This window comes from Jatrophihabitans sp., assembly GCF_035474675.1.
In the GTDB taxonomy this organism is placed as follows: domain Bacteria; phylum Actinomycetota; class Actinomycetes; order Mycobacteriales; family Jatrophihabitantaceae; genus Jatrophihabitans_A.
Window position 1 is genome coordinate 1 of sequence record NZ_DATINC010000183.1, and the last position, 12,768, is coordinate 12,768.

Annotated in this window: 11 protein-coding genes and 1 pseudogene; 3 read left to right on the forward strand and 9 right to left on the reverse strand. The window is 73.9% G+C overall.

The window, feature by feature from the left end:
- From VLJ82_RS20870 to VLJ82_RS20880, 3 genes are all read right to left on the reverse strand, one after another.
- Positions 1–1,584: DNA repair helicase XPB (locus VLJ82_RS20870; protein WP_408665298.1), on the reverse strand; the 1,584-nt coding region annotated here is incomplete at its 3' end.
- A gap of 235 nt (positions 1,585–1,819) precedes the next feature.
- Positions 1,820–4,231: a helicase-associated domain-containing protein gene (locus VLJ82_RS20875; RefSeq protein WP_408665299.1), complete on the reverse strand. Its 2,412-nt coding sequence runs from the start codon at positions 4,229–4,231 to the stop codon at positions 1,820–1,822.
- 29 nt (positions 4,232–4,260) lie between these two features.
- A complete protein-coding gene (locus VLJ82_RS20880; protein ID WP_408665300.1) occupies positions 4,261–4,473 on the reverse strand; it encodes a hypothetical protein in 213 nt (70 codons plus the stop codon).
- Positions 4,474–4,585: 112 nt separating this feature from the next.
- Between VLJ82_RS20880 and VLJ82_RS20885 the strand changes: the two genes are divergently transcribed.
- Positions 4,586–5,263, forward strand: a complete 678-nt coding sequence (locus VLJ82_RS20885) for an MOSC domain-containing protein (protein ID WP_408665301.1) — start codon at positions 4,586–4,588, stop codon at positions 5,261–5,263.
- A 217-nt stretch (positions 5,264–5,480) separates the two neighbouring features.
- On the forward strand, positions 5,481–5,864 hold the full coding sequence (locus tag VLJ82_RS20890; protein WP_408665302.1) for a cold-shock protein: 384 nt from the start codon (positions 5,481–5,483) through the stop codon (positions 5,862–5,864).
- A gap of 94 nt (positions 5,865–5,958) precedes the next feature.
- Here VLJ82_RS20890 and VLJ82_RS20895 read toward each other — a convergent pair whose 3' ends face one another.
- Genes VLJ82_RS20895 through VLJ82_RS20910 form a run of 4 tightly spaced genes read right to left on the reverse strand, consistent with a single transcriptional unit; the run spans position 5,959 to position 9,525 of the window.
- Positions 5,959–6,789: a 1,4-dihydroxy-6-naphthoate synthase gene (locus VLJ82_RS20895; protein ID WP_408665303.1), complete on the reverse strand. Its 831-nt coding sequence runs from the start codon at positions 6,787–6,789 to the stop codon at positions 5,959–5,961.
- Positions 6,786–7,526, reverse strand: a complete 741-nt coding sequence (locus VLJ82_RS20900; RefSeq protein ID WP_408665304.1) for a futalosine hydrolase — start codon at positions 7,524–7,526, stop codon at positions 6,786–6,788. Before VLJ82_RS20900 ends, VLJ82_RS20895 begins: the two co-directional genes overlap by 4 nt.
- Positions 7,523–7,981, reverse strand: a complete 459-nt coding sequence (locus tag VLJ82_RS20905; RefSeq protein ID WP_408665305.1) for a DUF2771 family protein — start codon at positions 7,979–7,981, stop codon at positions 7,523–7,525. Before VLJ82_RS20905 ends, VLJ82_RS20900 begins: the two co-directional genes overlap by 4 nt.
- Positions 7,978–9,525, reverse strand: a complete 1,548-nt coding sequence (locus VLJ82_RS20910) for an MFS transporter (RefSeq protein WP_408665306.1) — start codon at positions 9,523–9,525, stop codon at positions 7,978–7,980. Before VLJ82_RS20910 ends, VLJ82_RS20905 begins: the two co-directional genes overlap by 4 nt.
- 90 nt (positions 9,526–9,615) lie before the next feature.
- Here VLJ82_RS20910 and VLJ82_RS20915 point away from each other — a divergent pair.
- Positions 9,616–10,401 (forward strand): annotated as a pseudogene (locus VLJ82_RS20915) (DUF3027 domain-containing protein); the annotation flags it as partial.
- Here the strand turns inward: VLJ82_RS20915 and VLJ82_RS20920 are convergent.
- Together VLJ82_RS20920 and VLJ82_RS20925 are read right to left on the reverse strand one after the other, a co-directional pair.
- Positions 10,372–12,399 (reverse strand): chorismate-binding protein, encoded by a 2,028-nt coding sequence (locus VLJ82_RS20920; protein ID WP_408665307.1) that lies wholly within the window; start codon positions 12,397–12,399, stop codon positions 10,372–10,374. The pseudogene VLJ82_RS20915 and the gene VLJ82_RS20920 overlap by 30 nt on opposite strands.
- Positions 12,380–12,768, reverse strand: a 389-nt coding sequence (locus tag VLJ82_RS20925) for a DUF2530 domain-containing protein (protein WP_408665308.1), incomplete at its 5' end; no start/stop codon positions are given. The genes VLJ82_RS20920 and VLJ82_RS20925, both read right to left, overlap by 20 nt.

Genomic DNA, 12,768 nt, shown 5'->3' on the forward strand with positions numbered 1-12,768 from the left:
CCGCTGGCGGTGCGCGGCGTACTCGGCGTCCAGGCTGTCGCGGCTGACCACCGTGTAGAAGTGCGCCTGCCGTCCGTCGTGCTTGGGCCGCAGCACCCGTCCCAGCCGCTGGGCCTCCTCCTGCCGGGAGCCGAAGGTGCCCGATATCTGGATCGCCACCGCCGCCTCGGGCAGGTCGATGGAGAAGTTGGCCACCTTGCTGACCACCAGCACCCGGGTCTCGCCGGCCCGGAAGGAGTCATACAGCCGCTCGCGTTCCCGGTTCGGGGTCGAGCCCTGCACGATCGGCACGCCGCCCAGGTGCTCGGAGATCTCCTCCAGCTGCTCCAGGTAGGCCCCGATCACCAGTACCTGGTCGTCCGGGTGCTGGTTCACGATCGCGGAGATGACCGGCAGCTTGGTACGCGCGGTGGCGGCCAGCTTGTACTTGTCCTCAGGCTCGGCGGTGGCGTAGGCCATCCGCTCGGCGTCGGTCAGCGTCACCCGCACCTCGGAGCAGTCGGCCGGGGCGATCCAGCCCTGGTTCTCGATGTCCTTCCACGGCGCGTCGTAGCGCTTGGGCCCGATCAGGGAGAACACGTCGCCCTCCCGGCCGTCCTCGCGCACCAGGGTCGCGGTCAGCCCCAACCGGCGGCGCGACTGCAGGTCGGCGGTCAGCCGGAAGATCGGTGCCGGCAGCAGGTGCACCTCGTCGTAGACCACCAGTCCCCAGTCCCGGGAGTCGAACAGCTCCAGGTGCCGGTACTCGCCCTTCCGCCGGGTGGTCATGATCTGGTACGTGGCGATGGTGACCGGCCGGATCTCCTTCTTCTCCCCGGAGTACTCACCGATCTCGTCCTCGGTCAGGCTGGTGCGGGCCAGCAGTTCCCGCTTCCACTGCCGTCCGGAGACGGTGTTGGTGACCAGGATCAGGGTGGTCGCCTTGGCCTGGGCCATCGCCGCCGCGCCGACCAGGGTCTTGCCGGCGCCGCAGGGCAGCACCACCACGCCCGAGCCGCCCTGCCAGAACGAGTCCACCGCCTGCTGCTGGTAGGGCCGCAGCTCCCAGTCGGCGGTGTCCAGCTCGATCGGGTGCGCCTCGCCGTCTACGTAGCCGGCCAGGTCCTCGGCGGGCCAGCCGACCTTGAGCAGCGCCTGCTTGAGCCGGCCGCGCTCGGACGGGTGCACCAGCACGGTGTCGGCGTCGATCCGCTCGCCGAGCATCGGGCTGATCTTCTTCTGCCGCAGCACCTCCTCCAGCACCGCGCGGTCCAGGCTGATCAGGACCAGGCCGTGCACCGGGTGCTTGGCCAGCTGCAGCCGGCCGTAACGGTCCATGGTGTCGGCCACGTCCACCAGCAGCGCGTGCGGCACGGTGTAGCGGGAGTAGCGGACCAGCGCGTCGACCACCTGCTCGGCGTCATGGCCGGCGGCCCGGGCGTTCCACAGCCCCAGCGGGGTCAGCCGGTAGGTGTGCACGTGCTCGGGGGAGCGCTCCAGCTCGGCGAACGGCGCGATCGCCGCGCGGGCTTCGCCGGCCATCGGGTGGTCGACCTCGAGCAGCAGGGTCTTGTCGGATTGGACGATCAGGGGTCCGTCGGTCAACCGGGGGTGCTCCTAGCTAGAACTGTCAGAACCGGGGTGCGAAGGGGGGTCGGGCGATGGTGCCAACCAGCCATTGTGTCAGCGATCCGGACGCTCCGGTTGTTCCCGCCCGCCGGTCGTCGGATATCCCGGCTGGCCCCGGGACAGACCTTCAATTCTACCGAGCTGAGCCGTTCCGTATCCGATTCGGACGCCTGGGCGTTCAGAACGGATACGAAAGGATGAGCCGGTGGAGCTAGTCCTCGTCCAGCACGCTGACGGTGGTGATGCGCTGCAGCGCGAAGCTGCGCAGCCGGCCGTCGTCGGGGGCGTGCCCGCGGATCATCCCGCCGCCCAGCGAGATCGGCAGCAGCACGTGCTGGGACGGGGTGCCGGTGTCATCGACGTAGCCGATGGCGATCTGCCGCTCCTCGCGCACCGCGGTGCGCAGCAGTTCCAGGATCGAGGCCGACGTCACCCCCGGCACCTGCTGGCTGACCCGGCTGGTGGCGTTGGTGACGGCGGCGGCCAGCCGCTCGCTGGCCCGCAACCGGCTCACCACCTCGGCCAGCTGCCCCTCGCCGAGCGAGCTGGAACGCACCCGGAAGCCGCGGGCGTGCTGGCGGGCCGGCACCCTCGGTGAGTCGGCGGCGAAGTTGACCACCGCGCCGTCGGCGGACTCGGCGGCCGGTGCGAAGCCAGCCCGGCGCAACCGGTCCAGCACGGTCGAGATCGCCGCCGGGCTGATCAGCACGGTGGGCGCGATCCGGACCAGGCCGAGGGACTCCAACCCCGGTTCGGCCAGCACCCGGCTCAGCAGCGCCTCGTCGTCGCAGCGCAGGTAGCTGGCGGCCGTCCCGGTCCGCAGCCGGCCGTGCTGGGTGGCCACGTCGTTGATCAGGTACTGCAACGCCTGCGGCACCGGGGTGCGGGACTGCTCGGCGAAGAACTGCTGCAGGTCCGAGCCGGTGCGCCCGGCGTCCAGCGCCCGGCGCAGGCTGCCGGCCGAGATCCGGTACACCGAGGCCCCGCCGGTCGACTCCAGGTCAGCCACCAGGTTCAGCTCGCGCTGCAGGTCCGGCGCCGGCGGCCCCGGCACCACGGCGGTCAGGTCCGGCTGCAGCAGGAACTCGGAGACCGGTTCCGGCAACGCCGCGGTGAGGGCGTGCACGGCGTTGGTCTCGGCCTGCGCGGCGCCGCCCTCGACCCCGTCCAGCAACGCCCGGGTGTAGCCGGTGATCGCGCCGTAGCCGGTCAGGCCCAGAGTGGCCGCCTCGACCAGCATCGCCGCGGCGCTGCGCCGGCTGGCCGAGGCTCGGCGCGGTGACTGCCAGCTGAGCCGGGCCAGCACCTGCTCGTCCGCGGCCGGGGCCTGGCCCGGTGCCAGCTCGGCCAGCAGCCCGAGCAGTTGCAGCCGCAGCGCCGGCGCGCTGTGCCGCTCGACGTCGGCCGACAGCGCCGCGATGGTCTTGTCCCGGTCGTCGCGGGCGCCGACCAGGCTGGGCAGCCGGGTCATCGACAGCCAGCCGGACGCCAGCTGCACCCACCGCTCGGCGGTGCCGCGCCGCACCCAGGCGTCGAACTCGGTGGTGGGCAGGTACACCGGGTCGACGGTGGTCGAGTGGGACAGCAGGCCGGCCTCGTAAGCCACCTCCAGCAGCAGGGCGGTGACCGGTTCGGCAACCTCCAGCACCCGGCTGAGCCGGCGCAGCTCGCGCACCCCCAGGCCGCCGGCGCGCAACAGCCCGGGCGGCTCGGTGGCCATCTCGGTCAGCAGCACCTCCATCAACCGGACGGCCTCCAGCACCTGGGTGCAGCCGCCGCCGTCGATGACCGCACCGCCGCGGTCGAGCACCTCGATGGCGGGCGGCCGGGGCGGCACGTCGCCGGCCGGCTGCGGGCGCAGCGCCAGCCCGACCTCGCGGGGCAGCTCGACGGTGGCGCTGTCGATCGGCACCAGCAGGCCCCGCTCGACCAGGCTGCGGGCCGGGTTGTCCGGCTCGATGGCCAGCTGCCGGCCGGCCAGGGCGTTGCGCAGCGCGCCGATCGGCGGCCCGCCGGCGAGCCGGTCCAGGATGGTGCGCTCGGCCGGTGAGCAGTCGGCCAGCAGTTGCGGCAGGGCCGCCACGATGGCCGCCGCCGCTGAGCTGCCGGACTGCGGCTGGGTGGCCGGCGGCAGGCCCAGCCGGCGCAGCAGCGAGGCCAGCGCGATGTCGTTGACCGTGGCGTACAGGTCGGCGGCCCGCCGGCCCAGCCCGGCCGGGTACGGGCCGAGCACCTCCCGGACGGTGCCCACCGGGTGCAGCCGGTCAGGCCTGCCCCAGACCAGCGCCCAGTCGGCCAGCCGGCTCACCGCCGCCGCCACGTCGGCGGCCAGCTCCGGGGCGAACCAGGCCTGCACCGCGTCCAGGCTGGCGTCCGGGCCGGCGCCGACCACCACCTCCAGGGTGCGCAGGGTAAAGGCGTCCAGGCCGTCCAGGGCCCGCGAGATCGAGGTCCGGACGCTGGCGCGGCTGGCCAGCATGCTCAGGTCCACCGGCGCCGGCAGCGCGAGGTCGGGACGCCGGCGCAGCAGCGCCACCAGCTGGGCATCGGTCCAGCCGCGCAGCCACTCGGTCAGGGTCTGGGCCGCGCCGGAGCGCGCGGGAGCCTGCGGTTGTGCCGTCACACCGGCAGGGCGTTCGAAGGTCTCAGGGCTCAGCGGCCGGCCAGGTGCGGCCGGTTGTCCGGGCCGGGGTGGGAGTAGTAGAGCTCCTCGACCGGCACCGGGAAGGTCAGGTCGTCGCCGAACGGGCTCTGCGAGCCGGCCTTGTCCGAGAGCAGCTCGTTCACCGGGTGCTCGGGGTAGGCGTCGTCCCAGGTGTGCTGGGGCTGGTTGTACGGCTGGTTGCGCGGCGTCATGCCTGCCATCTGCGTCACCCTCCACGTCGCTCGCGTGCCCGGTCTGTCCGATCGGCCTGCGCTGGCTACTGATCGAGCACAGGCCGATTAACCAGTGTGCCACGCAGCTAGGGTGGACGCCGTGGCGGCGGTGCGATCCGAGGTGGTGGCGGTCAACCTTGCGCACGTGATCGACGCGCCGCCGCCGTTGCCGGGCAACCGGCAGAACCGCAAGCCCGCCAGGACCGGCATTGACAAGCGTCCGGCGCCGGGACCGGTCTGGGTGGGCCGGCTGGGACTGGCAGGCGACACCATCTGCGACACCCGCAACCACGGCGGGCCGGACCAGGCGGTGTACGCCTACGCCAGCGAGGACACCCAGTGGTGGCAGCGGGAACTGGCCGGTGAGCTGCACTTCGAGCTGGGCCCGGGCTCGCTGGGGGAGAACCTGACGCTGGCCGGGGTGGAGGTCACCCACGCGGTGATCGGCGAGCGCTGGCAGGTCGGCGGCGCGGTGCTGCAGGTGGCGGTGCCGCGGCTGCCGTGTTCGACCTTCGCCAACTTCTGGCAGGTCGACCAGCTGGTCAAGCGGTTCCGGGCGGCCGGCCGGGTGGGGGCCTACCTGCGGGTGCTCACCGAGGGCGAGGTGGCCGCCGGCGACGAGCTGACCGTGCTGGACCGGCCGGCCCACGGGCTGACCCTGCTGGAGACCCTGCAGGCGCTGAGCGGGGACCGGAGCCTGGCGCCGAAGCTGCTCACCGCTCCCGAGCTGCCCGCCGACGTGCACGTCTCCGCCCGCCGGTGGTTGGGACTGGCCTGACCGCCGGCTGTCCGGCAGGTGTCTGTCCGGCCGTCGTCCGTCCGGCCCATGTCTTGAAGTATCTTCCGTGCGGCGGCCGGTGGGCGCGCGCTAGCCTGTTGCCTTGACGTCCGCACGAGCTGCGGGCGTCGGTCTGCGTTCCGAGGCAGTTCGGTACTGGCAGTCTGGTGCTGGCAGTGCTATTCCAGTTCGAACAGAGGTAATGGGGTGTTCGGTCATGCCGTCCGGCAGGGTGAAGTGGTTTGACGCCGAAAAGGGCTTCGGGTTTCTTGCCGATGACGAAGGCGCCGACGTCTTCGTGCACAAGGACGCCCTTCCGGCGGGAGTTGCCGAGCTCAAGCCCGGGCAACGGGTGGAGTTCGGCATCGTGCAGGGCCGCAAGGGCAACCAGGCTCTGCAGGTACGGCTGCTGGAACCGATGCCCTCGGTGGTCAAGGCCACCCGCCGGCCGCCGGAGGAGATGACCCCGATCGTCGAGGACCTGATCAAGCTGCTCGACAAGGTCGGCAACTCGCTGCGCCGCGGCCACTACCCCGACCGGGCCGAGGGCCGCAAGGTGGCTACCCTGCTGCGCGCGGTGGCCGACAACCTGGATGCCTGAGAGCCGCCTGAGCCGACTTCCAGTGCGGTGCTCGATGCTCGGTCCCCCGTCTCGCCACCGGCGAGCGGGGGACCGCCGCGTTGCGGGGTGCCCGTCAGCGCAGCGGGGGATGGGCCGGCACCAGGCCGGCCCGGTGTGCCCGGTCCAGCAGCAGCTCGACTGCGGCGTAGCCCTCCTCGCCGAGATCCCGGGTGAAGGAGTTGACGTACAGCTCGATGTGCTGGCGCTGGACGCCGGGGTCCAGCTCGGCGGCATGCTCGGCGACAAAGGCGGCCGAAGCGTCCGGATGGGCGAAGGCGTAGTCCACCGAGCGGCGCACCACGTCGGCCAGCGCGCCGGCGTCCGGTCCGCCGCGGGCTTCCAGGTCCCGGCGGGCGAGAATGGCACCCAGCGGGATCGGGTGCCCGGTGCTCTGCTCCCACCACTGGCCGAGGTCGGCCAGCGCCCGTAGCCCGTAGTCCGGATAGGTGAACCGGGCCTCGTGGATCACCAGCCCGGCGTCGAAGCGGCCGTCGCGCACGCCGGGCATGATCTGGGCGAACGGCACCACCTCGATCGAGGCCGGCGACTGGCCGGACGCCCACAGCCGCATCAGCAGGTAGGCGGTGGTGCGCTCGCCGGGCACCGCCACCCGGGCGCCGTCCAGGTTCGCCCGGTCGTAGGCGGTGAGCACCAGCGGGCCGCAGCCGCGGCCCAGCGCACCGCCGCACGGCAGCAGCCGGTAGCGCTCCAGCAGCCAGGGCAGCGCCGCGTAGGACACCTTGACCACGTCGAAGCGGCCCTGCTCGGCGGCGGTGTTGGTGACGTCCACGTCGGCGAAGGTCACCTCGGTGGCGGGGGCGCCGGGGATCAGGCCGTGCGTCCAGGCGTGGAAGACGAAGGTGTCGTTCGGGCACGGTGAGAAGGCCAGCCGCAGCGCGGTCATCGGTGTACTCCCGGGTTCTCGGCGGGCAGCATGGCTGCCCGGCCGCCGCCGGCCGGCAGCGGCGCGGCCAGCAGGTCGGAGAAGGCGACCGTTAGGGCGGTGAGGGCATCGGCGATCCGCCAGGACTCGCGCTGGCGCGGGCCGACCGGGTTGGCGATCGCGCGCAGCTCGGCGAACGGCACGCCGGCCGCCGCGGCTGCCAGGTAGCAGCCGAAACCCTCCATCGCCTCGGCGAGGGCGTCGGGATGGGCGGCCAGCAGCTGCTCGGTCCGCCGCCGGCTGCCGGTCGCGGTGGACACGGTCAGCACCGCGCCGGCCCGCGCGCCGGTCCGCCGGCGGATCTCGGTCACCAGCGCCGGGTCCAGGCCGTGCCGCACCTCGCCCCAGCCGAGCTCGGCCATCGAGGAGAAGCCGTCGGCCGTCTCGGCACCCAGGTCGGCGTGCACCACGGCGTCGGCGACCACCAGGGTCCCGACCTCGGCGGGCGGGAAGCCGCCCGCGATGCCGGCCGAGATCACCACGTCGTAGCCCTGCCCCAGCAGCCGGCCGGTGCTGACCGCCGCCGCGACCGGCCCGACCCCGCCGCTGACCGCGTCCACCAGGCCGGCCGGGGTGAGCGCGCGGTGCACCGGCAGCCCGGCCACCGTCCCGGCCGCCGCCCGCCGGCCAGCCAGCACCGCGTCCCGTTCGGCGGCCACCGCGGTCACCACCAGGATTCGGTGCGGTGCGCTGGTCACTGCCGCAGCTCCACCCCGAGCAGCCAGGTGGTGAGCTGGTCGGTCGGGCGCAACGCGGTGACCTGCAGGTAGTAGCTGCCGGAGGTGGCCGCCGGCACCCGCAGCCGGACGGTGTGGCGTCCCTGGATCGGCTGCGAGGCCGCGCCCGGGGTGGTCAGGGCGGTGTTGGTCTTTCCGTCGGAGGTGAAGGCGGCCACGATCCAGCCGCTGTCGGCGAGGTCCTTGGGCACGTCCAGCAGGATCTGCGAGCCGCCGGTGGCCGGCACCTGCGGCACCCGGCCGGCGACCGGCTGGCAGCTGCCGAGCACCGTGCAGGCCGGCTGCGCCTTGACGATCCGGGCCTTCGAGTCACTGAGCACCGTGATGGTCGGCTGCGGCTTGGAACAGCCGGTCAGCACCGCGGCGGTCACCGCCACGGTCAGCCCGGCGGCCAGCGCGCGGGGTGCTCGGATCACTCGGCGAGGTTACCTTCGGCGGCCGGTGCGCCCCGGGCTGCCCGTCGCCGGTGTGACCGGAGCGCCCGCTCGCGCAGCGTCAGGGTGATCGCGACCAGGCTCAGCACGGTGCCGGACACGATGAAGCCCAGCCGGCCGTGGCCGGTAGGCAGCAGCAACGCGATGGCCGCGCCGAGCACCCAGGACAGCTGCAGGAACGTCTCGGACCGGCCGAACGCCGAGGACCGCAGCAGCTCCGCCACGTCCCGCTGGATGATCGCGTCCAGCGACAGCTTCGACAGCGCGTTGGCGATCGAGCTGACCAGCATCGCCCCGATCGCCACGGTGAGGCTGAACAGCACCGCGGCGACCACGCAGCCGGCCGCGGCGAGCCCGGTGCACAGCAGGATGATCAGGTCCGGACGGGCCAGCCGCAGCCGGGTGCCGATTGCGGTGCCGGTGAAGTTGCCGACGCCGCTGGCCGCCCCGAGGGCACCCAGGCTCGCCACCGCCTGCCAGCCGTGCGACACCGACTCGATGTAGAAGGCCAGGAACATGGTCAGGAAGCCGGCCAGCCAACGCAGCGTGGACTCGCCCTGCAGCGCCACGATCACCGGCGGGTCGAAGCCGCGCCGGGCCCACTCCAGCAGCCGGCCGCCTCGCCTGTGCTGCTGCTGTTGCCGGCGGGCCCGGGCCGCCCGCAGGTCGCCCTTCACCTGCAGGGTGGCCGGCAGCGCGTCGACGATCTTGGGCAGCCGAATCGCCGAGATCCCGGTCCAGACGAACGCCGCGGCGGTGATCCACAGGCCGAAGGAGTATGAGCCGGTGAGCTTGATGGCCACCCCGACCAGCCCGCCGCCGAGCACCGCCGAGACCAGCCCGAAGATCGACAGCCGGGCGTTGGCCTCGACCAGGGTCAGGTTGGCCGGCACCAGCCGGGGCGCGGCCGAGGACCGGATCACCGCGTAGGCCTTGGACAGCACCAGCGAGCCGAGTGCGGCCGGGAACAGCAGCAGCAGGTCGGTGAAGTGCATCGCCATCACCACGGCCAGCACCGCGCGGCCGAACGCCGTGCCGGCCATCACCCAGCGCCGGCCGTGCTGCACCCGGTCCAGCGCCGGGCCGATCACCGGCGCCACCACCGCGAACGGGGCCATCGTCATCAGCAGGTAGAGCAGCACGTTGCCGCGCTGGGCCTCCGACGGCGCGGAGAAGAACACGGTGCCGGCCAGCGCCACCGTCACCATCGCGTCGGCCGCGTAGGACATCACCTGGTTCCAGATGAGCGCGGTCAGGCCCGACTCGCGGGCGCCGTCGGCCTCGCTGGCCGAGATCACCTTGTAGGCCAGCAGCTTGGAGAAGTAGCTGCCGCGGGCCAGCACCGCCCGGGTGACCGTCAGGTCGCCGGTGCCGGACGGCCGGACCGTGACCCGCGGGCCGCGCTGCCGCCGGGTCCGGGGGGCCTCGACCGGCGCGCCGGCCTGGGAGTAGGTCGGCGAAGAATAGCCGTCCGCGCCTGCCTGCTCGGCGTCGGCGGCACCGGCCGAGTCCTCTCCCACCGTCACGGCTCTATCCTGCCGCACCGGGCGGGCCGCTGCCCCGACAACGTGCCCGGCTGGCCGGCTGGGTCGCACCGGCGGAAGTAGTGCCAGAATGTGCGGGTGACCGATCCGAGCGTCGACGCCCGCGCCGCCGCGGCTGTGCAGCTGGCCCGGGCCGCCGCCGTCGAGGTGGCCGGCACCGAGGTGGGCGAGCACCTCGACGTGCAACCGGAGGGTGAGCTGGCCGTCACCCACGCCTTCGCCGCGTCGCTGCCGGGCTATGTCGGCTGGTACTGGGCGGTCACCCTGGTGCGGGCGCCGCAGGCCGACCCCACGGTGGCCGAGGTGGTGCTGCTGCCGGGCGAGAACTCGCTGCGCGCGCCGGACTGGGTGCCCTGGAGCGAGCGGCTGCAGCCGGGCGACCTCAGCCCCGGCGACCTGCTGCCGACCGCCCCGGACGACCCGCGGCTGGTGCCGGCCTACCTGTTGTCCGACGACCCGCAGGTCGAGCAGGTGGCCTTCGAGCTGGGCGTCGGCCGGGTCCGGGTGATGTCGCGGCTGGGCCGGCTGGAGGCCGCCGACCGCTGGTTCGCCGGCGGCCACGGCCCGGACAGCCCGATGGCCAAGCAGGCGCCGGGACCCTGTGGCACCTGTGGGTTCTTCCTGCCGCTGGCCGGTTCCCTGCAGGCCGGGTTCGGGGTGTGCGGCAACGAGATCACCGAGGCCGACGGGCAGGTGGTCTCGGTCGAGTACGGCTGCGGAGCGCACTCCGAGGCGGTCGCCGAACCGGCGCCGGACGAGTCGGGCGAGGTCTTCACCGACGAGCTGTTCGACGTCGAGCCGCACCGGTCCGCCGGGGCGGGCGAACTGTCAGCCGAGCCAGCCGGCGATCTCGGCGAGCAGCGGCCGGTCGACGGCGAGCGGGCGTCCGTCCAGGGAACCGACGGCGGTGACGCCGGCGATGCTGGACAGGTGCAGCACCAGCCGGGCGGTGCCGAGCTCGGCGAGCCGGACCGGGCCGAGCAGGACCGGCCGGCCGTGGTCGAGGGCGGCGTCCAGCAGCCGCCGCCGGGTGATGCCGGGTAGCACGTCCTCGGCCAGCTCCGGGGTACGCAGCACGCCGTCGGAGCAGACGATCGCCAGGTTGCCGCGGCTGGTCTCCAGGGCCAGCTCCCCGTCCGGGCCTGGTGCGGTGAACAGCGGCCGGCTGCCGGGCCGTTCCTGGGCGCCCAGCCAGTCCCGGTCGGCCCACTTGTGCCGCCAGCTGCCGGTCCGGCCCGGCTGGCGGTGCAGCGCCACCGGCCCGGGGGTCTCCGCGGCGGCGGCCACCTCGATCTCGGGCCGGCGCAGGCCCGGCCCCCAGTGCAGCCGGACCCGGTGCCGGCCGGCGGTATCGGCCACCGCCTTCGCCAGCCGGCCGGCCAGCTCGTCCGGCAGCTCGAGCCGGTACAGCTCCAGGCAGGACGCCTGCAGCCGGGCCAGGTGGTCGCCGAGCGCCACGATCCGGCCGTCGAGCGCCAGCATGGTCTCGATCACCCCGAGCTCGGCGCGCACCTGGGGCGGCGGCGGGAGCGGCACATCCCCGGCCACCGCCGCGCCGCCGAGCGCCAGCAGCGGAGCCGCCTTCACCAGGCATTCCTGCCATTCCTGCATCGGCACCGAGCCCGCGGTGATGCCGCCGCCGACGCCGAGCTCCAGCTGGTCGCCGCGGATCTCGAAGGTCCGGATGGCGACGTTGAACTCGGCCCGGTCCGGCCCGAGGTAGCCGATCGCGCCGGTGAACACCCCGCGCCGGGCGTCCTCCAGCTCCTCGATCAGCCGCAGCGCGGCGAGCTTGGGCGCTCCGGTGACCGACCCCGGCGGAAAGCAGGCCGCCAGCAGGTCGGCGTCGGTCGCGCCTCGGGCCAGCCGGCCGATCACCTCCGAGACCAGGTGCCAGACGCCGGGCGCCGGGCGGACGCTGAGCAGGCTGGGCGTGCTGACGCTGCCCGGCCGGCAGACCCGAGACAGGTCGTTGCGCATCAGGTCCACGATCATCACGTTCTCGGCGCGTTCCTTGGCCGAGTTCGCCAGGTCTTCGGCGGCCAACCGGTCCGCCGACCGACCGGCCTGCTCGGCGGTTGCTGCGGTAGCTGGCTCGGTGCCGAGCCGGCGCCGGGTGCCCTTGATCGGGGCGGTCCGCACCTGCTCACCCTCCCGGTGCAGGAACAGCTCCGGCGAGAAGCTGACCACGGTCCGGTCCGGGGTGCGCAGGAAGGCGGCGTAGTCCGGCGCCCACCGGTGCAGGCCGGCGGCGAACAGCTCGACCGGCGAGCCGGCCAGCCGGGCGGCGAGCCGGGCGCACACGTTGACCTGGTACAGCTGGCCGCCCCGGATCGCGGTGATCGCCTGCTCCACGGCGGCCAGGTGACGCTGCTGCCCGGTATCGGCCAGCTCGCTGATCCGCGGCGGTTCGCCGGCCGGCGACGGTGCGTTGCCCAGCTGTTCGATCAGGCCGGCCAGCACGGCGGTGTCGGTTTCGTCCGCCGGGTTGCCGGCCAGCGCTTCCAGCCACCAGTGCCCGTCCGGGTCGCGGCGCAGCAGCCGGGAGAAGTAGCCGAACCAGGACGGGCCGGAGTAGCTCCACCAGCCGAACCAGCCGCCGCCGACCGCGCGACCGGCCGCTTCGGGGAAGGCTTCGCCGAGCGGCGCGACCGGTTCGCCGACCAGCCGGACGTCGTCCACCTGTCGCGCCGGATTCCAGCCGATCAGCGCGGACCCGCCGGCCCAGCAGCCGGCCAGGCAGACCAGCACACCGGTGTCCAGCTCGGCAGCGCCGGCCAGGGCTCGCAGCAGGTCGGCGGGTGCTGCCCGCAGCCGCAGGCGGCGCGCAAGCAGCTCAGCCAAGCCGGCCTTCACCGGCGTGCTTGCGGACCAGCCGCAGCCCCAGCAGGCCGAGCACCGTGCCGGCCAGCGCCGTCCACAGCCAGACCCGGTGCTGGTGCTCGCCCAGCCAGGTCCAGAACGGCAGCAGGACGAGGAATGCCAGGCCGAACAGGGCGGTGCCGACCAGCATCACCCGGCGGCCGTCCACGGTCAGCGGCCGGCTGCCGGCAGCGCTGCCCCCGGCCGACAGCTGGCTGCCGGCGGCATCCTCCCGGCCTGACGGCCGGCTGCCCGCAGCCGGCCCACCCACCGGGCCCGGCGTGGACCGGTCGGCGGCCGGCAGCCCGGCGAGCGGTGCCCGCGGCTTGCCAGTCCTGCTCACAAGTGCGCAGGCTACGCCAC